Below are 23,188 nucleotides of genomic sequence, written 5' to 3' on the forward strand. Positions count from 1 at the left end.
GCTGCGCTCCTTAAAGACCTTTGCGAAATTGAATGAAGCCAGGGCGTTCGGCGATGCGCTCGTAGAGCTGGATCGCGGTGGTGTTGGTCTCGTGGGTCAGCCAGTGCACCTTGCAACAGCCGTCGGCCTTGGCAGTGGCGTAGACGAACTCGATCAGTTTACGGCCGACACCGGTGCCGCGCTGGGCCGGGTCCACCAGCAGGTCCTGCAGGTAGCAGGAGTTCTCGATGCTCCAGTTGGAACGATGGTAGATGAAGTTGACCATGCCCACCGCCTTGCCATCCTGCCAGGCCAGCGCGGAGTGGGTCGGCTCATGGGCATCGATCAGACGCTGCCAGGTGCTTTGGCTGACGGCGTCCGGCAGTTCGGTGTTGTAGAACGTCAAGTACGCCTGCCACAGCGGCAGCCAGGCGGCGTGGTCGGTTGCGGTGACCGGGCGGATCTCGATCTGGCTCATTCTGAAACTCCTTGGGGAATAAAGCGCGCGAGGGTCTGGTCGCGTATATCGGCGCTGGCGGCCAGGCCGTCGCGCACGCCGGCGATGTCCGCCGCGCTGCGGTTCTGGCTGAGTTTGCGTTTGCCGATCAGGCGTTCGATCGGCAGGCTGAAGCCGACGATGGCCTTGAGCATGCCGTCAATGTAATCAGCCGGGGCGTCGCTGACTTTCCAGGGCTGGGCGCGATTGCCCTCGTGGCGGTCAGTGAGGGCGCTGACCACGCCTAGCAGGCGCTCGGCATCGGTAAACACCTCGGCCTTGCCATAGGCATGCACCGCGATGTAATTCCAGGTGGGCACCACTTTGCCGTGCTCAGCCTTGGCCGGGTAAAACCCCGGGCTGACATAGGCCTCGGCGCCGGCAAAGATCACCAAAGCCTCGCTGCCGTCTTGCAGGTCTTGCCACTGCCGATTGGCCTTGGCCAGGTGCCCGTAAAGCGTGCCGTTGGGGCCTTCGTCGGGATTGAGCAGCAGCGGCAAGTGGCTGGCCTGCAGGCCTTGATCGCCAAAGGTGACCAACTGCGCCAGGCGTGTGTGCTGGATCAGTTGCTGTATTTCGGGCAAGTCGTCGAGGGCAAAAGCGCGTGGTGTGTACATGAATATTTTCCTTGGCGAATGCCTGCATCCTAGGCAGGCTAATGGTTCGTTGTAAGAGCCATCTTCGGCCAATTTCATAGGTCCAATATGATGTCGCCCATTTCGCCGCCGCTGTCCTTCAACCCTGCCGGTATCGAGCTGGATCGTCGCCAAGGCCTGACGCGCCAGCTTTATGAAGCCCTGCGTCAGCGCGTGCTGGATGGGCGCCTGGCCAGCGGTACGCGCCTGCCCGCCAGCCGTGACCTGGCCGCTGCGCTGTTGATTTCCCGCAACAGCGTCGTGCGCGCCTACGATCAGTTGTACGCCGAGGGGTTTGTCGAAGGCCGTGTGGGTGATGGCACCTATGTCGCCCAATTGCCCACGGCAAAAAAACTATCCACAAAAGTATCCACAGGCTTATCAACAAGGTTATCCCCAGCCTTATCCACAAAGTGGATGGATTTGCCGCAAGATCTCGACGGCGAATTTATCCACAGGCCGGCCTTGGGGCGCGTGCAAAGTAACCATTTGCCACAGCCGCCGTCGGGGCCGCCCAAGGCATTTCGCGTGGGCGTGCCAGCCTTCGATCTGTTCCCTTTCGAGGTCTGGGCCAAGCTCAACGGGGCGTTCTGGCGCAAGCCGGACCTCGCGCAGCTGTGCTATGGCGACCCGGCGGGTGACAGCCGCCTGCGCGGCCTGATCGCCGCTTACCTGCGCAGCTCACGGGGCATGCAATGTACGGCTGAGCAAATAGTGATCACCAGCGGTGCACAACAGGCAATCAGCCTTTGTGCACAGCTGCTGGTAGAGCCAGGCGATGGGGTAGCGGTGGAAAACCCGGGCTATCGGGCCGCCGGGCACGCGTTCGCACTGGCCGGTGCCAACCTGCAGGGCGTGCCGGTGGACAGCGACGGCATCGATTGCCAGGTCCTGAATACCTTGGGTGATTGCCGCCTGGCCTATGTCACGCCCTCCCACCAATATCCGCTGGGCGTGGTGATGAGCCTGGCGCGGCGCCTGGAGTTACTGGCCTGGGCCGAGCGCACCGGCGGTTGGATCGTGGAGGACGACTATGACGGCGAATACCGCTACAGCGGCGCACCCCTGGCGCCGCTGGCCGCGCTGGACCGCAGCGGTCGCGTGCTGTACGTCGGTACCTTCGGCAAAGTCGCATTCCCGGCCTTGCGCCTGGGCTATCTGGTATTGCCGCCAGGCCTGGTTGATGCTTTCTCACGGCGCCGTGCGGTGGATATGCGCCACTCGGAAGTCAGTACCCAGGCGGTGATGGCCGAGTTTATGGCGGCCGGGCACTTCCAGCGGCATATCCGCCGGATGCGGCGCGCGGCATTGAGCCGGCGCAATGCCTTGCTCGCCGGGTGGCCGCGTGGTCTGCCGGGGGTGGGCGAGTTGCCCGTTATCGCCGCAGGGCTGCACATGACCGTGCGCGTGGACAGCCTGGCCCGCGAGCAACAGCTGCTTGAGCAGGCCCGTGCCGTGGGCGTCGAAGTCAATGGTTTAAGCAGTTACTGGCTGGCGCACTCCACCACTCCGGCAGACCAGCGCGCCGGCCTGGTGCTGGGGTTTGCCGCCGTACCCGAGACGGCCGTTGCCGAGGCCCTGGCAACGTTGCGCAGGGCCTGGCAGCACGATTGACGGTCAGGCCTGGAAAAACAACGAGCGGGCCAGGATCGGGCTGATTTCACTGCGATAAATCGCGATCTGGTCACGGTCGCTCAAGCCCGTGCGGTGTACAGCACCCCCCAGCTTCTGCTGGTCGCGGGTCTTGAGGTGGCCGGCGGTGTAGTGCTCCAGCGCCGTCTGGGGAGACTCATAGTGAAAGTGCGCATACCAGAGCACCGCATGGGTCTGGTGATCACGCACCTCGTATTCGTCCAGGTAGTTTTTGCCGGGGCCCTTGAGCCGCCGCCGCGTGACCACTTTGGCGATTTTCACCAGGCCTTGGCTGTGCAGCCACTCCACCCGTGCCGCCGTGGGTGGTTGTTGTTTGGTCATGCTGATGCGGGTGCTTGTGCCCAGTTCGTATAGCCGTTGTGCGGCGTCATTGAGCCGGCGGTTCAGGGCGGCGGCGGGCGGACGGTCGCTTTCCGTGAGGTTGAGCCGGGTGAGCGCCTCTTCGATCGTGGCCATTGCGTGTTCAAGGCGTGCGGCGTACTGGTGGAACATCTCTTCGATTTCCACCGGAATACGCCCGGCTTTCTTCGCGTGGTCCAGGGTGCGCACGGTGGCGGCGGGCTCTTCATCCAGCAGGCTCTGGGCGGCGTCGATGCTGCTACCCAGGTCGATCACCTGGGGCTCACGCGGGCTTGAGGGTGTGCTCTGGCGTTCGACCCAGACCCCAGGGGTTTTTTCGTGAAAGGTCGCGATGAGTTTGCCCGTCACTGGGGCCTTGACGTCCACCAGGCCGCTTTCGGCTTCACGGGGCTCGCCCACCACCACCCCGTTAAAGCGTGTCTTGATGACTTTGCGCTTGGGTGTCGGGGGGGCTTTTGATGGGCCAGGCTTGGGCTCCAGGGCTTTTCGTTGCCTGATCAAGAGCGCCAGTTCATGCACCGCCTGTTGGTTGAATTCATCGATGCGTTGGCGCAGGTGTTCCAGGGGGTCTCGCTGCACCTGTTCCGGGTGTTCGGCGTGCAGGTCCAGCAGGCGTTGGTCGACAATCGCGAACTGGTCGACCAGGCTGTTGAGCACGTCAATACGCTCGTGCAGGTCGCTGATGCTGGTTTCCACCAGGGTCTCGATCCACGTTTGCACCGTGAGATCGGCGGTATCCACGATGTCATTGAGTTGTACCCGGGCGTCGGTGAAGGCCTCCCCGCTGCCTTCGCCAATACACAGGTAGCGGCTGAGGGTGAGTTGCATGGCCTTGAGGTCGTGCAGCTTGAAGTCGGGCAGGGCCTGCACGCTGGTGTGGATGACCTTGGCACCCTCTATGCCCAGGCTTTCCAATTGGCGATAGCGCGATTGCGCATACTCCATGCGGTTGATCATATCCAGGTTCAGCTTCGCCATCGTCTGTGCGATCTCGTTACGCTGCTTGATGTCCAGGGCGGTGACGGCTTCCATGTCTTCCACCGACACCAGCAACTTGTCGCGAAAGACCGGCAAGCGTTCCGAGATGGCCGAGCGGGTCAGCAGCAGTTGTTTGTTCAGGTAGTCGATCATCGAACTCTGGTAGTTGGGTACCGAATCGATGACATTCAGCGAACGTAACTGGCGAATGGGCACGTCATAGTCGGCCAGGCGGCTGTCGACCTTGTCGAGGAACGCCTGGCGCTGGCGATCGGAGGAGGGCCCGGGCACCGGGTCTATCGCGGCGTGGGCCTGGGCGACTTCAGCTTGCCCGCGCCGTTCGTCGGCATCGAATTGGTTGAGTTTCTGCCGGAGGTCGGTGATCCGCGAAGGTGCCTTGCCGCGAGCCGATTGCCGGCGATTCCTGAAACCGGCACCGCGCAGGCGCAGGCGAGTGTCGACAAACCATTGCCCGGCCAGGTTGCTCACCAGCAGCGGGCCGACGTGAGTGGGGCGGCCCGGATCGACGATCATGACATTGTCGTTTTCATCCACCGCCACCTCGAACCAGCGTGCGCCCACCGGCGCGTACCATTTATCGGCAAGCGCACAGAGATGCAGGTGCGGCCCTGTTTCCTTGACGGCTTCCCCCAGCCCGTCGGGCCTGGCCACTTTGAAGCGATCCAACGTGGCCCCCAGGCTTGTCGGAGAGCGTTGGAGTGCGCCGCTGTTGTACAGCGGGCCTTGATGGCGAGCGGGCGGTTCGGCGTCGGGCAAGTCGGGGCGGCGCATCACGGGGATCCGGCGCTCCGGCGGCAGTCTGGTTTCAGGCGCTTGGGTCGGGGTGGCTTCATGTTTCGGCAACGTGGCCTTGGGCGTCTTTCGCAGCGGCGGATGGCGCAGGGCGACGTGCAGCACCAGGGCCATGCCCAGGTTGAGCAGCAGATCCACCTGGGCTGTCCAGGACACCTGCCCGTCAGGCTCCGGCTCCGCCTGGGCGGTCGCCTGCAGGTCGTCCATGATTTGCCAGATCCAGGCCGCGATGCCCACGGTGCGGCCCATGAATGGCAACGCCGCGCTGAAAATCAGCCAGCCGGCTTCTCGATAGCTTGCCCAGCGTTTCTGGGCGTTGGACACCGATTGCCGCGTCGCCAATTCAACCATCGCGTTGGCGTTGTCCCTGAACAGCGTCGCCAGGCTGTCGTTGCCCATCACTTCGTCGCTCAAGGCCAGGGGGCCGCTCATTTGCACCACCACTTGCGGCTCCACCAACCCGCGCACCACGGTCCACGGCGAAGGTAATGCGGCAGGGAAGACATACTGCTCGTAGTTGAAGCGCACATCTTCGGCCAGCCAGGCCAGTACCGAGTCGCGCAGGGTGCGGTGATGCTTGATGGCGTACAACAGGTTTTGCCGTGACGGGTACTGGATCAGCACCGGCTCCAGCAGTGGGCGGTACAACAGGCACGGGCCTTGGGTGTGGTCGCGGGGGCCGATCACAAACATATTCGCCACCCCATCCTGCGCCTGGCTGGTGCGCAGGGTTGGAATGAACGCCAGGCGCCGGATGACGATCTCTTGCCCCTCGACCTGCCGTTCATGGACGTGTGCCTGCACCGCGGCAGCGATATAGCGATAACCGCGATCATCGATGCCGTGCAGGCCCTGGATCTTCCACTGCAAGGCCAGCAGTGGCAGTTGCACCCGCAAGTGCGAGGTGTAGAGGGTTTGCCGGCGCCTTGATTGAACGGGGTCGTCGAGCAAGGTGTGTTTGATCAGCGTCGGGTAGCGTTCACCGATGTCGAGGGTTTCGATCACGTCCTTGAGGTAGTTGTACGTCAGCCATTGCGGCCCCTCGCCGCCGTTGTAGTGCACGCTGGGCGTACCGGTGGGCAGCCCGGTGAGGTTTTCCAGGGCCAGGTCGATCAGGCTGCGCCGGGTGATGTCAGTGGTTCCGGGCAGCACGAAGGTGCCCCAGACCACCGGGCTCTCGATGCTGATCTCTATCTTGTCCAGGTTCAGGCTCGCGCCATTTGCATGGGCCTTGATCCGGTTTTGCAGTTGCTGCCTGGCGTAGTCGCGGATCGGCGGGATACCGTCCTGGAAAGACTGCCCGTGGTTGTGGGTATGCAGTTCGGCCAGCTCGATCACATAACGGCTGTAGGTCGATACGTCCAGGTCCGAGGCATTGGCAAGCCAGTCGGGAAGTTGCTCGTGGATCTGGCGGATGCTCGACAATGAGTGATCGCTCAAGTCTTCAATCACCGGCAGGATGCGCGCGACGGCCTGGCCGGTGACGGCAGCCGTGGCGGGGGCTTCAAGGTCGGCGGAGCCAATTGATCCGATGGCCTGCAATTGCAGGGCGATCAGGTTGCACGCCAGGCTGTCGAAAAAATCCCCGGCGGGTTCGTACAATCGCCATTGCACGGTTACCTCCCCCTCCGCTTGAGTCAGTGCCGCGGGCAAGGCTTCGCCGAGCTTTTGCAGTGACTCGAATTTCTCGTAGCCGTTGATCAGCGAATACGTCAGGACCCGCTGGCGTTGCTCATGTACCCCGATCAGCACCGCGATATCCGACAGGCCGACGTGAGTGGAGCGGTTGTTTTTAAGTCCATCTATATCGATCAGGTAAGCGTGTGTCTGGAATGTGTCGAAGTTCCGACGCTTGGCCCGGTCCGGAAAGTGGAACAACGTCCTGGCCATGGCGCAATCGTGTTCATCCCAGCCGTCCTGCGCGGTGACGTTCCACACGTTGCGCAGGGAATGGGAAAGTGTTTGCCAGCGTGGGCCCGTCAGGCCGTTGGAAGCGTTCCAGTAGTCAAGTTGCTGCTCCTGGAAGGCGGTAAAGATCAGCGCCGCCAGCTCATTGATCAGCCGCGCAATGGCATCGATCTGCACCGGCAGGTGCACGGCGGGCTTGGCCTCGGGCTCCAGGGTGAGGAAGTGTTCGCCGTCGATATAGATCACCGGCTCGGGCGCCAGGGCCTGGTTGGCCAGCACCGAGGTCAGCGATTGCGCGGTGGCGGGTGCGGATTGGATGACATCGCCAACGATGCGCCAGTGCGGCGTGATGACCATGGCCAGGTCAGGGTCGATAGCGAGTGTCGGGTATTGCTCCATGAGGGACGAACGCAACAGGTTGGCGGCAACGTCGCGGATCGACGGGCCGACGCTCAGTTGCGTCAGCAGCTCATAGCTGCTGGGCGGGCGATTGTTGCTAGGGGGTGAATCGTTGGGCATCTGCAGCTCCTTGGCCTGGGTCGGCATGAAGAGCTGCAAGGTAATTGGCGCTGCGGCCGGGCGGTCGGTAGATAAGTCATCATGGCCGGGAAGCGCACTTCCCGGCCACATTTGCTCAGGTCCCGGACTTGATCCTGGACCAGGCGCGGGTCCTGGCGCGTTCGGCGTCACGTCCCAGAGGTTTCAAGGTATAGAGCGTGGCCATCGCGGCTTCGGTGGGGTACAGGTTGGGATTGTTGCGGATCGCCGGGTCCACCTGCCCGGTAGCGTCTTTGTTGGGATTGGGGTAGCCGACAAAATCACTGATCGGCGCAATGACGTGCGGTTGCAGCAGGTAGTTGATGAAGGTGTAGGCGTCCTGGGGGTTCTTCGCGCCCTTGGGAATGGCGAGCATGTCGAACCAGATCGGCGCGCCTTCCTTGGGCAGGCGCATGTCTACGATCACGCCGTTCCTGGCCTCCTTGGCGCGGTTGGCGGCCTGGGAGAAGCTGCCGGAGTAGCCGACGGCGACGCAGATGTCGCCGTTGGCGATATCGGCCATGTACTTGGAGGAGTGGAAGTAGGTGATGTACGGGCGGATCTTCAGCAGCAAGGCTTCGGCTTTTTCATAGTCCTTGGGGTTGTTGCTGTTGGGGTCCAGGCCCAGGTGCTGCAAGGCCAGGGGCAGGATCTCCGAGGGTGAATCCAGCAGTGCCACGCCGCATTGCTTGAGCTTGCTGATGTTCTCCTCCTTGAAGATCAGGTCCCAGCTGTCCACCGGTGCATCTGCGCCCAGCGCGGCCTTGACCTTGTCGGGATTGAAACCAATCAGGATGGTGCCGTACATGTAGGGCACGGCGAATTTGTTGCCCGGGTCGTTGGCCTCGATCAGCTTCATCAACTTGGGATCGAGGTGGTTCCAGTTCGGCAACTGGCTGCGGTCCAGGGCCTGGAACACACCGGCCTCGATCTGTTTGGCCAGGAACACGTTGGACGGCACCACCACGTCATAGCCGGAATTACCGGTGAGTAGCTTGGCTTCCAGGGCTTCGTTGGTGTCGAAGATGTCGTAGACCAGTTTGATCGACGGGTTTTGGGCCTTGAAGTCTTCCAGGGCCTTGGGGGTGATGTAGTCGAACCAGTTGTAGACCCGCAGGTTTTTTTCTTCAGCGTGCGCGGCGGTGCTTAATACGGCGGCGCAGAGCACAAGCGACTTGAACAGATTCATTCGACTGCCCCTTCAAAACCTTCGAGAACGTTGACGGCATTGATGCCGATTTCTTCCACCGCGTAACCGCCTTCCATCACGAACAGCGTCGGCTTGCCCAGGCGGGCGATACGCTTGCCCATGGCCAGGTAGTCGGGGCTGTCGAGCTTGAACTGCGAGATGGGGTCGTCCTTGAACGTATCGACGCCCAGGGACACCACAATGACGTCGGCGCCGTAGCCCTCAATCGCCTGGCAAGCCTGTTCCAGTGCGGCGCTCCAGGTGTCCCAGCCCGAACCGGCCGGCAACGGATAGTTAAAGTTGAAACCCTCTCCGGCCCCGTCGCCCCGCTCATCGGCATAGCCGAGAAAAAACGGAAACTCGGCTTCCGGGTGCCCGTGGATCGAGGTAAAGAGCACGTCACTGCGCTCATAGAAAATCGATTGGGTGCCGTTACCGTGGTGGTAATCCACGTCGAGGATCGCAACCTTCCTGTGGCCGTGATCGAGAAATGCCTGGGCGGCGATGGCGGCGTTATTGAGGTAGCAATAACCGCCCATCAAGTCGCTGGCGGCGTGGTGTCCCGGTGGCCGGCACAGCGCGAAGGCACTGTGGGCGCCTTGCTGGATCGCCCGTTGCGCGGTCAGCGCCACCTGCGCCGCACTGTAGGCTGCCTGCCAGGTGCCGGCGGTAATCGGCGCGCCGCCGTCGAAGCTGTAGTAACCCAACTGGCCGTGCAGGCTGGTGGGCATGACGGCGCGCAGGGTGCGGGCGGGCCAGGTATAGGGCAGCAGGTCGCCGTCTTGGCCGAACTCGAGCCAACGGGCCCAGGCACCTTTGAAAAAATCCAGGTACTCGCGGCTGTGGATGCGCTGCAAGGGGGCCAGGTCAAAGTCCTGCGGGGCTTGCACCGGGCCGAGCTGGCGGTCCTTGACCCGCTGCAGCACATGGTCGGCGCGGGCGGGCATTTCGAAGCAGGGCATCAATTGCCCGTCCATCAATTCACAACGGCCGTGGTGCAGATGATGATCGTCCGAATAGATCGTCAGCATTGTTGTTCTCCGCAGGCTGCTTGGGATGCCTTGCAGTGTTGCGGCGTGGGCAGGTTTGGAGAACGGCAGGAGCGGCCAAAAGGGGATAAATATGGCCAAAGCCTGTGTCCGTTATTCGCCCCATGTGGGGGCACGCGACTCAAGCGCGGAACTGACTCGGTGCCACGCCGCTCCAGCGTACGAAGGCGTGCCTGAAACTTGCGGTTTCACTGAAGCCTAACTGTTCGGCGATGCGATAGATCGGCAGTTGGTCCTCGCCCAGCAACTGCTTGGCCCGCTCGAAGCGTAACTCGTCCAGCAGTTCCTGATAGCTGCAACCCAGGTCATGCAGATGCCGGCGCAAGGTGCGCGGCGAACAGTTCATCTGCCCGGCCAGGCCATCGATGCCGGGGGCGGCGTTCAATTGGGCGGCCAGCAATTGGCGTACCCGGCCGAGCCAGGCCTGGCGCCCGGTGAATTCGGTGTTCTGTTTGCGGCAGCGCTCGGCCATGGCGCGGTGGGTGATGGGGTCGGCCAGCGGCAACGGCTGGTCGAGCCAGCGCCGGTCGAAAGCGAAGGCATTGGCGCTGGCAGCGAAGGCAAGAGGGCAATCGAAGTGCTCGGCATAGCGTGCGCGATAGTCGGGGGCGCGGTGTTCGAAACGCGCACCGAGCAACGGCAGGGCATGGCCCAGCAGATCGTCACAGATGACCTTCAACGACACCAGGCAGAACTCGACATTGAAGGTGGCCAGCGCCGGGTTTTCCCGATACCCGTCGGCGGTGAACCAGATGCGCTGGCCGTCGTCTTCCAGGCTCAGCTCGAAAAGTGTTCCCAACAGCGCCGGATAGCGCAGGGCCAGGCGCAAAGCGTCACCGAAGGTGGCACTGGTCAGCAGCGCGTAGCCGAGCATGCCGTAGGATGACACGTGCATGCGCCGGCCCAACTCCAGGCCGATATCGCGGCGCAGGGCCACGGCATTGGCACACACGCGCATCTCCTGGTTGGTGGTGATGCGCGTGTCGGCGCGGTTCAGGTCGGCGCCGCAGATACCGCTGCCGGCCAGCAGCACGTCGCGGCTCACGCCCTCGGCCCTGAAGGTGTCGAGTACCAGGGAGACGGCGTTGAGCGTAGTCAGGTGCGAGTGCAGCATGGGGGAGTCCTGCCAGGGTTTGCCCAGAGGCAGCAAGGAGTGTGCCGCCTACTTGTGGTCAAAAAATAGCCGTTTGGCCGCCTCCAGGCTGATCTCGCTGCGGTAATAGTCGATTTGCTGCTGCTCGTTCAGGCCTTTGACCGAGTCGGCCGCCGAGCCTTGTCGATATTCATGGGTGGTTTTCAACCGTGCGCTGAGGTAGGCCTTGGCAGGCGTCCAGTCGGTCGAATAATGAAAGTGCGCGTACCAGAGCACTTGATGGGTCGCGCGCTCGGTGATGATGTATTCGTCCAGGTAGTCCGGTGTGCTGCTTTTGAGCCGGCGACGCCTCACGGATTTCTTGATGACGATCTCGTCGCGCTCGCTCAGCCATTCGACGCCTTTGGTGGTTGGGGGCTGATGCTTGATCATGCGCGTCATGCTTTCGGATGCGCGTCGGTACAGGTCCTGCGCGGCGTCGTTGAGCTGCTTGCCAAGGGCGGTTGCCGATTGGGTTTGATCGGCTGTGAGGGTGCTGTCGGCCAGGGCCTGCTCGATGTGCCGGTTGGTCTCTTCCAGCAGCAACGCGTGACGGTGGTACAGGTATTCGATGCCGACGGCTGTGCGCCCGGCTTGGCGTGTTTGCTCGATGGCCCGTTGCCTGAACGCGGGCAAACCGTCCAGCAGCGTGCGGCCCTGCCCGAGGCTGGCTTGAAGCTCGGGCACCGCCTGCTCGGTGTGTGCAGGGCTCAGCCGTTGCACCCAGACGTTGGGGCTTTTCTCATGGAAGGTGGCAATGACCTGTCGGGTCAGCGGTGACTTGATATCCACCAGGTCAGTTTCAAGGCCGACCGCCGTCAGGCGGGGCTCGCCGATCATCACGCCGTTGTAACGGGTATGGATGAATTTCTTCAAGGGCTTGGGGGGCGTCGGTGGAGGGGTGGGCCGGTTGCGCAGGATGTCCCGCTCAGCGTGCAGTTGGGACAGATGAGTCAAGGCCTGCCTGGAGAAATCCTTGACCTGTTTGCGCAGGCGTTCCAGCGGGGAGAGGTGGGTCAGGCTGGAAAACTCCTGGGAGAAGTCCTCCAGGCGCTCGTCAAGGACCTTGAACTGTTCGATCAGGCTGCTCAGGGATTCGATGCGTTCGTCCAGCCGCGCCTCGCTGCGTTCGTTGAGGGTGTCGCGCAGGGCCTGGACCGACAGATCGGCGTTGTCGACAATCTCATTGAGGTTGGCCCAGGCCTGGGGTGCACGGGTCGCGCTGTCCTCCGGCAGGCACAACCTGCGCGCCAGGGTTATCTGCAGGGCCTTGAGGTCGATGCTGGTGTAGGCCGGCAGTTTTTTCCTGGCGCTCTGGATCAACTGCACGCCCTCCTTGGCCAGGGCCTTGAGCTGAGTGAAGCGCGCATGGGTGTAGTCCAGGCGCGTGATCATGTCTTCACTCATCTCGGTCATTTGTCGCGCGTCTTCGACGTACCGCGCCGGGTGCCGGGTGTCGGGGTGTTCAAGCTGGTCAAGCACGACCCTGAGCTGGGGGGTGAAGGTGGTCTGGGCCTCCCTGATCGCGGCCTCGGTAAGCTCCAGTTGCGCTTTTATATAACCCAGGGCTTTTTGCTGGTAGTCGGGGACCGGGGTGAACACACTCAGGGTCTTGAGGTGTTGCAGCGCCGCTTCGTAATCCGCGCTCTGCTGGTCGAGCGTGTCCATGTAGTGCTGGCGTTTGACTTCTGCAGCGTTACCGGAGACGTCGGTCATGGCCTGGCGGGCCTGTTGCAGCGCTCTTTGTGCGGTCTTCTTGGCGTTTTCGAAGGCCTCAAGCTTGGCCCGTACTTCGGCGGCCTTGAGGGTCGCTTCCGCTTCGGCTTTGTTGAGCATGCGCTTGGGGCCGCCGCCGCGCAGGCGCAGGCGGGTGTCGACGAACCATTGGCCGGCGGCGTTGTGAATCAGCGGCGGTCCGGTTCGATCCGGCTGCCGAGGGTCGATGATGACCACGTTGCCCTCGTCGTCCGCGCTCACTTCAAACCAGCGCTCGCCGACCTGTGCGTAGAGACGCTGGGCGACGCGGGTAAGGTGGCGGGTCGGCCCCGGGCGGGTGTCGACGCTGCTCGCCGCGCCAGGCTGGCTGACTTTGAAACGGTCCAGCACCCGCCCCAGGGTGGCGGGCGAGCGATTGAGCGCGCCGCTGGTATGCAGCAGTGGAGTGTGGCCCGCTGGGCTTTCATTGCCGGCGATGGCGCCCAGCTGTTTGATCTCGACACGCTGCCCTGCCGAGGGCTCGGTCGGCCTGGATTCCCGCTCGGGCCGAGCGCCGCGGGGACGCAGGCGCGTGCTGATATGCAGGGTAATCGCCATCGACAGGTTCAGCAGCACGTCGGTGAAAGTGGTCCATTGGACCGCGGTGTCATCCTGCTCCGTGGCCCCGACAAACTGTTGCAACTGATCGACGACCTGCCAGATCCATAGGCCTGTCGCCACGCTGGGGCTGGTAAAGGGCAGCGCGGCATTGAGGAGCGTCCAGCCTGTTTGCTTGAGGGTCGCCCAGCGGTTTTCGGTATTGGAGGTCGACTGGCGGTCGGCCAGCTTGACCAGGGCCTGGGCGTTGGCTTCAAACAGCCCGGCGAGCAGGTCACCCTTGAGTGGGTCTTTGCCCAGGCCGATGGGGCCGCTCATGGTTTCCAGTGTCGAGGCGTCCACCAGAAAATCGGCGACGGCCCAGGGGGAAGGCAATGCTCCCGGGAACACATAGTTGGCGTAAGCATCGCGCGCGCTGTCCGGCAACCAGGCCAGCACCGAACGGCGCAGGTCGGGGGACTGGGCAATGGCGTACATCAGGTTGGCCGGGGACGGATATTGCACCAGGGCCGGGGTGAACAGAGGTCGATAGAGCAGGCAGGGGCCGGCGGCGGGATCTTGCGGGCCGATGACGTACATGTTTTCGACCTCATCGGCAGTGGCGTCGTCCCGCCGTTGCGGGATGAACGCCAGAGGCCGCATGACGATGGTCTGCCCGTCTACTGTGTGATCCGAGGCATCGGCTTGCATCAGGGTGGCGACGTATCGATAGCCGCGGTCATCGATGCCATCCTGTTGCTGAATCTTGCCTTGCAGGGCCAGTAACGGCAGCTGGATGCGCAGGTGCTGGATGTAGAGGTTCTTTCGCGATGAGGCCTCGCGGGGCATTTCCAGCAGCTTGCTTTTGATCAGCGCCGGGTAGTTCTGGCCGATGTCCACCCGGGAAACGAGGCTCTCGATGTACTCGACGGTCAGCCAGTCCGGCAGATTTTGGCCGTTATGCAGCTGCAAGGTCTTGTTGCCGACCGGGAGGGCGATCAGGTTGTGCAGCGCCAGTTCGGCGAGGTTGAAGGTGGTGGTCTCGGTCATGCCGGGCACCGTGAAAGTCCCCCACACCACCGGCTGCTGGACTTTCAGGGTGAACGTATCCAAGGCCAGGGCACCGGCTTGCGGGTGGTCCTTGAGGATTTCCGCCTTGAGGCGATTGAGCGCGTACTGCTCGATGGGCGGGATATCGTCCTGATACGACTTGCCGCCGGTGCTGCTGTTCAGGGACGCGAGGTCCTTGAGATGCCGCGCATAGAAGTTCAGGTCGGACGTCGACGCCTCCTGCAGCCAGCCCGGCAGCGCCTGCTGATACCACTCGCGGCCGGGGCCGGGGCCGGTGGCCAACTCGGTGGCACCGGGTGGCGGAGCCGTGTCCGGGTGGCGCAGGTCGGAGAAGTCCAGGCTGCCGATAGCCTCGACCTGCAAGGCAATCAGGCTGCAGGCCTGGTGATCGAAAAAATTGCCGTCAGGTTCGAACAGGCGCCATTGCAACTGTGTGCGGGGCGCCGAGGTGTCCAGGCGAGCGGGCAGGCTCCGGCCCAGCTGTTCCAGGGACGCGAACTTCTCATAGCCCTTGAGCAGCGAGTGGGTGAGGATGACGTCTCGTCCGGCCTGCTTGCCGATCAGAACCGACAGCGCGAGCCGGTTGAGGTGGGTCACCTGCGCGCCGTCGACCTGATCGATGTCGAGCAGGTAGGCGTGGCTGGCGTAAGGGTCGTCGAGCCGTCGCACATCGTAGGTGGGCGCGTGAAACAACTGGCGCGCCATGGCGCAGTCGCTTTCGTTCCAGCCCGGTGCCTGCCGGACATTCCACACCCCGCGCAATGAGTTGGACAGCTGATGCCAATGGGGGCCGCTGCCGTTGCTTTTGTTCCAGAACGCCAGCTGTTGCTCCTGCCAGGCCGCCAGCATGACGGGGGCCAGGGTATTGAGCAGATGGGCGATGTCACCGATGCGCACCGGCAAATGGGTTGGCGGCTCGGTGAGCGGTTGCTGGGTCAGGAAGTGTTCGCCTTCGATGTACAGGGTCGGTTCGCCGAGCACGGCCTGATCGGTCAGGCTGTCGCTCAGTGTGCCGTAGGCGGTGGTAGTGGCGCAGGCCTGTTCGTCGATGATGTCCCAGCCGGGGGTGCCGATCAGGCAGATATCGGGGTCGATTGCCAGTGTGGGGTAGCGGGCCTGCAGCGCCTGGCGCAACAACACCGCCGCCACTTCCCTGAACGACGGGCCTGTTAACAGTTGGGTGAGCAATTCCAGTGGCTGTTGTGAAGCGATTGAGATGGGCGTGGTCATGGGGCATCCCTGTCTTGCCGGTTGATGGGAACGGCCCGAGGTGTTCGCTCGGGTGTTCCATGCTAGGGGCCGGCCAGCCAGGGAAGGGGGTGACTATCTACAGTGCGGCGGTGGGGTCAGCTCAGTTCGCCGCACAGGTCCAGCTCTACCAGTCGCCGGACTTCGGCGATGGACAGCCCGGCCCCGAGCAACGCGTTGAGCTTGCCGAATACCGCTTCACGGGTCATGCCGCCACCTGACAACACGCCCACGCCGCGCAGGCGGCTGCCGGCTTCGTACACATCCAGTTCCACGCCGCCTTCATGGCATTGGGTGATTGCCACGACCACGATGCCGTTTTCTTCGGCGCGCTGGAGGCTGGCAAGAAACTCAGGGTTATCGCTGGGCCCGGTGCCGCTGCCGAAGCATTCCAGCACCAGTGCCTGGATGCCACTGCCGAGCAGTGCGTCCAATTGTGCTGCGGCGATGCCCGGTACCAGCGGCAATACGCCGACATTGGCCAGGGCCTTCGGCTGGCGGTAATCCAGCGCGGCGGGCAGCGCTTCGGCTTGGGCCACACCGCCGTTGCGCTGCAGCGCGGCGAACGGATGGCGACCAAAGCTGCGGATCTTCGCGCAGCGGGTCGGGGCCATCAGCGCGCCGTGGAAGTACAGGTGCACGCCGGGCGCCAGGCCCTCGCCCAACGCCAGCAGGGCTCCGCTGACGTTTTCCCAGGCATCGCTGTCGGGGACGCCGGCAGGCAACATCGAGCCGGTGAACACCACCGGCGCCGGCAAGCCCAACAGCTGGAAGCTCATCGCCGCCGCGCTGTAGGCCAGGGTGTCGGTGCCGTGCAGGATCAGCACGGCATCGCAACCGTCATCCACGGCCTCGACCACGGCGGTGCGCAGGCGTTGCCAGTAGGCGGGGGTCATGTTGGCGCTGTCGATCAGCGGGGACATTTCCCGGAAGCGCCAGGCGGGTACTGACACGTTGGCGAGCTGTTCGCGCATGCGCGCTTCAAAACCGGATGCGGGCGCCAGGCCATTGGCGCTGGCCTGCATGCCGATGGTGCCACCGGTGTAGAGCACCATGAGGTTATTGGCTGGGGACATCGAAGATTCTCCTGAACGAAAAACGCCGCCGGGCCCAGAGCATGCCCAAGGCCGGGCGGCGTGTCATCTGTCTACGCTCAGCGTTGCACTTGAGCGTTCAGTTCTGCCGATGCGGCAACGTCCGGTTTTGCCGGGTTGGCCGGCCAGGCCTTGCGGTCCAGGTCCAGGTCTGGGAACTGGCTGGAGTCGAACACCGGGGTCTTGATGCCTGCCGCGCGCTGGTTGTCGTAGTCGTTCAGGATGCGCATGGCAATCTTGAACAGGAACGCCAGGGCAAACAGGTTGACGAACGCCAGCAGGGTCATGGTGATATCGGCGAAGGCGAACACGGTGCTCAGGTTCTCGATCGAACCCCAGAAAATCAGCACCAGCACCAGCGCGCGATAACCCATCAGCACCTTGCGGTTGTTGCCCACCAGGAAGCGCAGGTTGCTCTCGCCCAGGTAGTAGTTGTACATGATCGAGGTAAACACGAACAACGCCAGGGCCACCGAGATAAACATGCGGCCCCAGTCACCCACCACAGCGGCCAGGGAGTTCTGGGTCAGGGCAATGCCGTCGCCTTCGAAGCCTGGGGTGTAGAAACCGGAGAGCAGGATCAGCAACGCGGTGCAGGTGCAGATCACGAAGGTGTCGAGGAACACGCTGAACGCCTGGACCACGCCTTGGGCGATCGGGTGTTCAACCGACGCTACCGCCGCCACGTTCGGCGCACTGCCCAAGCCGGCTTCGTTGGCGAACACGCCGCGCTTGACGCCCATGATGATCGCGCTGCCCACCAGGCCACCGAAGGCTTGGTCGAGGCCGAAAGCGCTCTTGACGATGGTCGCGAGCATGGCCGGTACGTGGTCGAATTGCAGCACGATCACGTACAGGGTCACGGCGATGTAGACCAGGGTCTTGACCGGCACCAGCAGGTCGGCGATCGAGGCGATGCGCTTGATCCCGCCGATGAACACCAGGCCCAGCAATACCGCCAGGGCCAGGCCGGTGTAGGTGGTGTCCAGGCCGAACGCGTTGTTCAGTGAGTGAGTCACGGCGTGGGCTTGCAGGCCGTTGAAGGCGAAGCCGAAGGTCACCAGCAGCAGGAACGCCATGACCATCCCCAGCCAGCGCTTGTGCAGGCCGTGCTGGATGTAATAGGCCGGGCCGCCACGGTAGGTGCCTTCCGCGTCAGTGCGCTTGTACAACTGGCCGAGGGAGCACTCGATAAAGCTCGAAGACATGCCCACCAGCGCGGTGACCCACATCCAGAACACGGCACCGGGACCACCCAGGGTCACGGCAATGCCGACACCGGCGATGTTACCGGCACCGACGCGGCCGGCCAGGCTGAGCATCAGCGCCTGGAACGAGCTGAGTTGGTCGGAGCTGTTTTTCAGGCTGTCGCGAAACACCGAAAACATGTGGAAAAAGTGACGCAATTGAACGAAACGCGAGCGGATCGTGAAATAACCGCCGAGCCCGACAATGAGCACGATCAGTACTTTCCCTGAGAGGAAGTCGTTGATGACCTCGAGCATGGAGTGTTCCTCGCTGATTTTTCTAATGGCAAACGCAGGACGGTCCTACCCCTCGCATAGCACCAGGCAGTGCGCGACGGTTCGACCCCAATCCTTTTGCGGGTGTTGTTATTCATGCGCTATCGCTGCGTGCTAGCCGTTGTCGACGGCCGCAGACGCGAAGAGGGGCGGCACTATACCTAGGCGAACGTGATCCGTCTGCTCGGGCTGATTAAAGGTTTGTAGGAGCGAGCTTGCTCGCGAAGGTCGTGAACGATGAAGTTGGCTGTCTGGACGGTTGCGGTCTCCTTGCGTTTTTCGCGAGCAAGCTCGCTCCTACAAGCAAAAAAAAGGGCCTGAAGAACGAGCCTTCAGGCCCTCAAAAGGTGAGAGGTGTCTAGTCCCTCAACCTGGTGAGCGGTGCAACAAACGCTTAGGCCTTCAACGGGACCAGGCGTGGGGCAATCATGTTTTCGGGGCGCAGGATGTCGTCGAGCATGGCGTCGTCGAGCAAGCCTTCTTCGCGCACCAGTTCCAGCACGCCGCGGCCGCTTTCGAGGGCGATACGCGCAATGCGGGTGGCGTTTTCATAGCCGATGTACGGGTTCAGCGCGGTGACCAGGCCGATGGAGTGTTCCACCAGTTCGCGGCAGCGGGCTTCGTTGGCGGTGATGCCGACGATGCAGTGCTCGCGCAGCATGTCCATGGCGCGTTGCAGCAGGCGGATCGAGTCGAAGATCTTGAAGGCGATCAGCGGCTCCATCACGTTCAGTTGCAGCTGGCCGCCTTCGGCCGCCATGGTCAGGGCCAGGTCGTTGCCGATGACTTGGAACGCGACTTGGTTGACGGCTTCCGGGATCACCGGGTTGACCTTGCCGGGCATGATCGAGCTGCCTGGCTGGCGCGCCGGCAGGTTGATCTCGTTGATGCCGGTACGTGGACCGCTGGACAGCAGGCGCAGGTCGTTGCAGATCTTCGACAGTTTCACCGCGGTACGCTTGAGCATGCCGGAGAACAGTACGAAGGCGCCCATGTCGGAGGTGGCTTCGATCAGGTCGGCAGCCGGGACCACTGGCTGGCCGCTGATAACGGCCAGGCGTTGTACGGCCAGGGCCTGGTAGCGCGGGTCGGCGTTGATGCCGGTACCGATGGCGGTGCCGCCCAGGTTCACTTCGGTCAGCAGTTCTGGCGCCAGGGTTTTCAGGCGGGCCAGGTCTTCACCGAGGGTGGTGGCGAAGGCGCGGAATTCCTGGCCGAGGGTCATCGGCACGGCGTCCTGCAATTGGGTGCGGCCCATTTTCAGCACGTGGCTGAATTCGACGCCCTTGGCGGCGAACGCCTGGATCAGGCTGTCGAGGCTGGCCAGCAGCGCGTCGTGGCCCAGCAGCAGGCCCAGGCGGATCGCGGTCGGGTAGGCGTCGTTGGTCGACTGCGCCATGTTCACGTCGTTGTTGGGGTGCAGGTACTGGTATTCGCCCTTGTTGTGGCCCATGGCCTCCAACGCGATGTTGGCGATGACTTCGTTGGCATTCATGTTGGTTGAAGTGCCGGCGCCGCCTTGAATCATGTCCACCACGAATTCTTCGTGGAAATCGCCGCGGATCAGGCGGGCGCAGGCTTCGCTGATGGCCGCGTGCTTGGCTTCGCTGAGCTGGCCCAGCTCGCGGTTGGCGTCAGCCGCCGCTTGCTTGACCATTGCCAGGCCGACCACCAATTTCGGGTAATGCGAAATCGGAACGCCCGAGAGGCGGAAGTTATTCACCGCTCGCAGGGTCTGGATGCCGTAATACGCTTGGGCAGGTACTTCGAGTACGCCAAGCAGGTCTTTTTCTGTGCGGAATGATGCAGCGGAGGACATGACGGAAATCATCTCGATATGGACCCGGAACAGGCCGGAACGCTGCGAATGCTAGGCCTGTAGGAAATTTTGGGCCAATGCTGTTAAACACTGGCCTATGCATAAACGGCATAATGTGAGTGTGACCCGGCTATCATGGCGGGCGTGTGTGCCAAAATGGTGCGTATCCGTGGGAGGCAGTGATGAACCTTGAGAGCAAATGGCTGGAAGACTTCAGCGCCCTGGCGGCGACTCGCAGCTTTTCCCAGGCGGCCGAGCGGCGCTTTGTCACCCAGCCGGCGTTCAGCCGACGTATCCGCAGCCTTGAGGCCGCATTGGGCCTGACCCTGGTCAACCGCTCGCGCACGCCGGTTGAGCTGACGGCGGCGGGGCAGTTGTTCCTGGTCACCGCGCGTACCGTGGTCGAGCAGCTCGGCGAAGTGCTGCGCCATTTGCATCACCTGGAAGGCGGGCAGGGCGAAGTCATGCAGGTGGCTGCGGCCCACTCCCTGGCGTTGGGTTTCTTTCCGCGCTGGATCGCGCAACTGCGCAACGACGGCCTGAACATCGCCACGCGGCTGGTGGCCACCAACGTCGGCGATGCGGTGCATGCCCTGCGTGAAGGCGGCTGCGACCTGATGCTGGCGTTCTACGACCCGGATGCGGCGATGCAAATGGACGCCGAAATCTTCCCCTCACTGCACCTGGGCAACACCGAAATGCTCCCGGTATGCGCGGCCGACGCCGACGGCAAGCCGCTGTTCGACCTCGAAGGCGAGGGCAGTGTGCCGCTGCTGGCCTACAGCGCCGGGGCGTTCCTCGGCCGTTCGGTGCACCTGTTGCTGCGCCAGCGCGCGCTGCGCTTTACCACGGTGTACGAAACCGCCATGGCCGACAGCCTCAAAAGCATGGCCCTGGAAGGCCTGGGCATCGCCTGGGTGCCGCAACTGAGCGTGCGTGCCGAACTGGCCCGCGGTGAATTGGTGGTCTGCGGCGGGCCGCAATGGCATGTGCCGCTGGAAATTCGTCTGTATCGCTGCGCGCTGGTGCGCAAGGCGAATGTGCGGTTGTTGTGGCGCAAGTTGGAAGGTGGCGCGGCGCAAAGTACCTGAATGCGATCCCTGTAGGAGCGAGCGTGCTCGCGAAAAACCTGAGAGCGCCGCATCCATTCAGAACGCCCGCGTCATCGTTGGCGATCTTCGCGAGCAAGCTCGCTCCTACAGGGTCAATAAAACCGCCACTTTGCCCCGCTAGACAGATGGTCATCCCAGGGGCTGTTTATCTGGATTATTACGGTATACTGCGCGGCCTTCGGCCGGTCCAACCGGCCACATTTCGTACAACAAGCCACGCCGGATTTCCCGCGTGGCTTGTTGTTTTTTGACGCGCCTGCGGGCGCCCAGAGAGAAGAGGCACGACGATGAGTGCATTGGTTGGCGTGATCATGGGCTCCAAGTCCGATTGGTCCACCCTTAGCCACACCGCCGATATGCTGGAAAAACTCGGCATTCCGTATGAAGTGAAAGTGGTCTCTGCCCACCGCACCCCGGATTTGCTGTTCCAGTATGCCGATGAAGCAGAATCCCGTGGCATCGAGGTGATCATTGCCGGTGCCGGTGGTGCCGCACACCTGCCGGGCATGTGTGCGGCCAAGACCCACCTGCCGGTGCTTGGCGTACCGGTGCAGTCGGCAATGCTCTCGGGCGTGGATTCGCTGTTGTCCATCGTGCAGATGCCGGCCGGTATCCCGGTGGCCACCCTGGCGATCGGCAAGGCCGGCGCGATCAACGCAGCCCTGCTGTCCGCCAGCATCCTGGGCGCCAAGCACCCGCAGTTCCACGCGGTGCTGAAGAAATTCCGCGCCGAGCAGACAGACAGCGTGCTGGACAATCCAGACCCACGTATCGCCTGAGGGTGTTGACGATGAAAATCGGTGTAATCGGTGGCGGCCAACTGGGCCGTATGCTGGCCTTGGCGGGCACCCCGCTGGGGATGAACTTCGCTTTCCTGGATCCTGCGCCGGACGCCTGTGCGGCAGCCTTGGGTGAACACCTGCGCGCTGACTACAGCGACCCGGACCACCTGCGCCAACTGGCCGACGAAGTCGACCTGGTGACGTTCGAGTTTGAAAGCGTCCCGGCCGAAACCGTGGCCTTCCTGTCGCAGTTCGTACCGGTGTACCCGAGCGCCGAAGCCTTGCGCATTGCCCGTGACCGCTGGTTCGAGAAGAGCATGTTCAAGGACCTCGGCATTCCGACCCCAGCCTTCGCCGATATCCAGTCCCAGGCGGACCTGGACGCCGCCGTCGCCAGCATTGGCCTGCCAGCCGTGCTCAAAACCCGCACCCTGGGCTACGACGGCAAGGGCCAGAAAGTCCTGCGCACCGCCGCCGATGTGGTCGGCACCTTCGCCGAACTGGGCAGCGTCGCCTGCCTGCTGGAAGGCTTCGTGCCGTTCACCGGCGAAGTCTCGTTGATCGCCGTGCGTGCCCGGGATGGTGAGACCCGCTTCTACCCGTTGGTGCACAACACCCACGACAGCGGCATCCTCAAGCTGTCCGTGGCCAGCACCGATCACCCGTTGCAGGCCCTGGCCGAAGACTATTCCAGCCGCGTGCTCAAGCAGCTGGATTACGTCGGTGTGATGGCGTTCGAGTTCTTTGAAGTCGACGGCGGCCTCAAGGCCAACGAAATCGCCCCGCGTGTGCATAACTCCGGGCACTGGACCACCGAAGGCGCCGAGTGCAGCCAGTTCGAAAACCACCTGCGCGCTGTCGCGGGCTTGCCATTGGGCTCCACGGCCAAGGTCGGTGAGAGCGCGATGCTCAACTTTATCGGCGTGGTACCGCCGGTGGAGCGCGTGATCGCCATCCAAGACTGCCACCTGCATCACTACGGCAAGGCCTTCAAGGCCGGGCGCAAGGTCGGCCACGCCAACCTGCGCTGCAAGGACCGCGCAACGCTGCAAGCGCAGATCCTCAAGGTCGAAGCGCTGATCGCCGAGCAATAACCCGGGGATCGGCGGGAACCATTGGTTATCGCCGTCCTCTGATTGCAGGATGCCAAAGCCTGTCTAGGCTTTGGCATAGCTCACTTCATTCAGAGGGAAATGCCATGGGTATCATCGGAACCATCTTTATCGGCTTGATCGTCGGCCTGTTGGCGCGTTTCCTCAAGCCCGGCGACGACAGCATGGGCTGGATCATGACCATCCTGCTGGGTATCGCCGGTTCCCTGGCCGCGACCTACGGTGGCCAGGCACTGGGTATCTACCAGGCGGGTCAAGGCGCAGGCTTTATCGGCGCACTGGTCGGCGCCATTGTGCTGCTGGTGCTCTACGGCCTGATCAAAAAGAAGTAATCAGCCGACAAAGTCCTCTGCGCTGCGCAGGCGCAGAGGGCTAGAATGCTCGCCACTTGTACTTGCCGAGCCTC

The 23,188-nt window shown here is 63.0% G+C and carries 15 protein-coding genes; 5 read left to right on the plus strand and 10 right to left on the minus strand.

From position 1 onward, the window contains the following. Positions 1-10: 10 nt before the first annotated feature. Positions 11-457 (minus strand): GNAT family N-acetyltransferase, encoded by a 447-nt coding sequence (locus BFP99_RS01020; protein WP_065946483.1) that lies wholly within the window; start codon positions 455-457, stop codon positions 11-13. Further along, positions 454-1,092 (minus strand): FMN-binding negative transcriptional regulator, encoded by a 639-nt coding sequence (locus tag BFP99_RS01025; RefSeq protein WP_065946484.1) that lies wholly within the window; start codon positions 1,090-1,092, stop codon positions 454-456. The genes BFP99_RS01020 and BFP99_RS01025 overlap by 4 nt, the downstream gene beginning before the upstream one ends. A gap of 90 nt (positions 1,093-1,182) precedes the next feature. Here BFP99_RS01025 and BFP99_RS01030 point away from each other — a divergent pair, with 90 nt between their 5' ends. Further along, complete coding sequence (locus BFP99_RS01030; protein ID WP_065946495.1) at positions 1,183-2,724, plus strand: MocR-like pyridoxine biosynthesis transcription factor PdxR; 1,542 nt, start codon at positions 1,183-1,185, stop codon at positions 2,722-2,724. Positions 2,725-2,727: 3 nt separating this feature from the next. On the opposite strand, the gene BFP99_RS01035 is transcribed toward BFP99_RS01030, so the two are convergent. The 8 genes from BFP99_RS01035 to aspA form a co-directional block, all read right to left on the minus strand. Beyond that, positions 2,728-7,452 (minus strand): dermonecrotic toxin domain-containing protein, encoded by a 4,725-nt coding sequence (locus BFP99_RS01035; RefSeq protein ID WP_256098055.1) that lies wholly within the window; start codon positions 7,450-7,452, stop codon positions 2,728-2,730. Positions 7,453-7,456: 4 nt separating this feature from the next. Continuing rightward, entirely contained in the window at positions 7,457-8,548 is a 1,092-nt protein-coding gene (locus BFP99_RS01040) for a polyamine ABC transporter substrate-binding protein (protein ID WP_065926758.1), read from the minus strand. Then, positions 8,545-9,579 carry a histone deacetylase family protein gene (locus tag BFP99_RS01045; RefSeq protein WP_065926757.1) on the minus strand — a complete coding sequence of 345 codons (1,035 nt, stop codon included), beginning with the start codon at positions 9,577-9,579 and terminating at the stop codon, positions 8,545-8,547. The genes BFP99_RS01040 and BFP99_RS01045 overlap by 4 nt, the downstream gene beginning before the upstream one ends. A 139-nt stretch (positions 9,580-9,718) precedes the next feature. Then, positions 9,719-10,711, minus strand: coding sequence for an AraC family transcriptional regulator (locus tag BFP99_RS01050; RefSeq protein WP_065946485.1), 993 nt, complete (start codon positions 10,709-10,711; stop codon positions 9,719-9,721). Positions 10,712-10,759: 48 nt separating this feature from the next. Continuing rightward, positions 10,760-15,322: a hypothetical protein gene (locus tag BFP99_RS01055; RefSeq protein WP_065946486.1), complete on the minus strand. Its 4,563-nt coding sequence runs from the start codon at positions 15,320-15,322 to the stop codon at positions 10,760-10,762. Positions 15,323-15,438: 116 nt separating this feature from the next. Continuing rightward, entirely contained in the window at positions 15,439-16,416 is a 978-nt protein-coding gene (locus BFP99_RS01060; protein ID WP_065946487.1) for an asparaginase, read from the minus strand. 77 nt (positions 16,417-16,493) lie between these two features. Continuing rightward, the gene (locus BFP99_RS01065) at positions 16,494-17,939 is read right to left on the minus strand and encodes an alanine/glycine:cation symporter family protein (RefSeq protein ID WP_065926754.1); all 1,446 of its coding nucleotides are present in this window, start codon (positions 17,937-17,939) and stop codon (positions 16,494-16,496) included. Between the two features lie 412 nt (positions 17,940-18,351). Next, positions 18,352-19,776, minus strand: a complete 1,425-nt coding sequence (aspA, locus tag BFP99_RS01070) for an aspartate ammonia-lyase (protein WP_025854459.1) — start codon at positions 19,774-19,776, stop codon at positions 18,352-18,354. Positions 19,777-19,958: 182 nt separating this feature from the next. Between aspA and BFP99_RS01075 the strand changes: the two genes are divergently transcribed. From BFP99_RS01075 to BFP99_RS01090, 4 genes are all read left to right on the plus strand, one after another. Continuing rightward, complete coding sequence (locus BFP99_RS01075) at positions 19,959-20,867, plus strand: LysR substrate-binding domain-containing protein (protein ID WP_065926753.1); 909 nt, start codon at positions 19,959-19,961, stop codon at positions 20,865-20,867. 308 nt (positions 20,868-21,175) lie between these two features. Beyond that, positions 21,176-21,667, plus strand: a complete 492-nt coding sequence (gene purE, locus BFP99_RS01080; protein ID WP_003176980.1) for a 5-(carboxyamino)imidazole ribonucleotide mutase — start codon at positions 21,176-21,178, stop codon at positions 21,665-21,667. A gap of 11 nt (positions 21,668-21,678) precedes the next feature. Then, entirely contained in the window at positions 21,679-22,764 is a 1,086-nt protein-coding gene (locus tag BFP99_RS01085; RefSeq protein WP_065926752.1) for a 5-(carboxyamino)imidazole ribonucleotide synthase, read from the plus strand. Between the two features lie 104 nt (positions 22,765-22,868). Then, entirely contained in the window at positions 22,869-23,114 is a 246-nt protein-coding gene (locus BFP99_RS01090; protein WP_065926751.1) for a GlsB/YeaQ/YmgE family stress response membrane protein, read from the plus strand. Positions 23,115-23,188: the final 74 nt, after the last annotated feature.

Origin of the sequence: Pseudomonas sp. 1 R 17, from assembly GCF_900067035.1 — a bacterium.
In the GTDB taxonomy this organism is placed as follows: domain Bacteria; phylum Pseudomonadota; class Gammaproteobacteria; order Pseudomonadales; family Pseudomonadaceae; genus Aquipseudomonas; species Aquipseudomonas marginalis.

Bases quoted from the DNA above. Each gene is read 5' to 3' on its own strand.
- purE (WP_003176980.1), top strand. From the start codon at position 21,176: ATGAGTGCATTGGTTGGCGTGATCATGGGCTCCAAGTCCGATTGGTCC.
- BFP99_RS01090 (WP_065926751.1), top strand. From the start codon at position 22,869: ATGGGTATCATCGGAACCATCTTTATCGGCTTGATCGTCGGCCTGTTG.
- BFP99_RS01045 (WP_065926757.1), bottom strand. From the start codon at position 9,579: ATGCTGACGATCTATTCGGACGATCATCATCTGCACCACGGCCGTTGT.
- BFP99_RS01055 (WP_065946486.1), bottom strand. From the start codon at position 15,322: ATGACCACGCCCATCTCAATCGCTTCACAACAGCCACTGGAATTGCTC.
- BFP99_RS01085 (WP_065926752.1), top strand. From the start codon at position 21,679: ATGAAAATCGGTGTAATCGGTGGCGGCCAACTGGGCCGTATGCTGGCC.
- BFP99_RS01075 (WP_065926753.1), top strand. From the start codon at position 19,959: ATGAACCTTGAGAGCAAATGGCTGGAAGACTTCAGCGCCCTGGCGGCG.
- BFP99_RS01030 (WP_065946495.1), top strand. From the start codon at position 1,183: ATGTCGCCCATTTCGCCGCCGCTGTCCTTCAACCCTGCCGGTATCGAG.
- BFP99_RS01020 (WP_065946483.1), bottom strand. From the start codon at position 457: ATGAGCCAGATCGAGATCCGCCCGGTCACCGCAACCGACCACGCCGCC.
- BFP99_RS01060 (WP_065946487.1), bottom strand. From the start codon at position 16,416: ATGTCCCCAGCCAATAACCTCATGGTGCTCTACACCGGTGGCACCATC.
- BFP99_RS01040 (WP_065926758.1), bottom strand. From the start codon at position 8,548: ATGAATCTGTTCAAGTCGCTTGTGCTCTGCGCCGCCGTATTAAGCACC.
- BFP99_RS01050 (WP_065946485.1), bottom strand. From the start codon at position 10,711: ATGCTGCACTCGCACCTGACTACGCTCAACGCCGTCTCCCTGGTACTC.
- BFP99_RS01065 (WP_065926754.1), bottom strand. From the start codon at position 17,939: ATGCTCGAGGTCATCAACGACTTCCTCTCAGGGAAAGTACTGATCGTG.
- BFP99_RS01035 (WP_256098055.1), bottom strand. From the start codon at position 7,452: ATGTGGCCGGGAAGTGCGCTTCCCGGCCATGATGACTTATCTACCGAC.
- aspA (WP_025854459.1), bottom strand. From the start codon at position 19,776: ATGTCCTCCGCTGCATCATTCCGCACAGAAAAAGACCTGCTTGGCGTA.
- BFP99_RS01025 (WP_065946484.1), bottom strand. From the start codon at position 1,092: ATGTACACACCACGCGCTTTTGCCCTCGACGACTTGCCCGAAATACAG.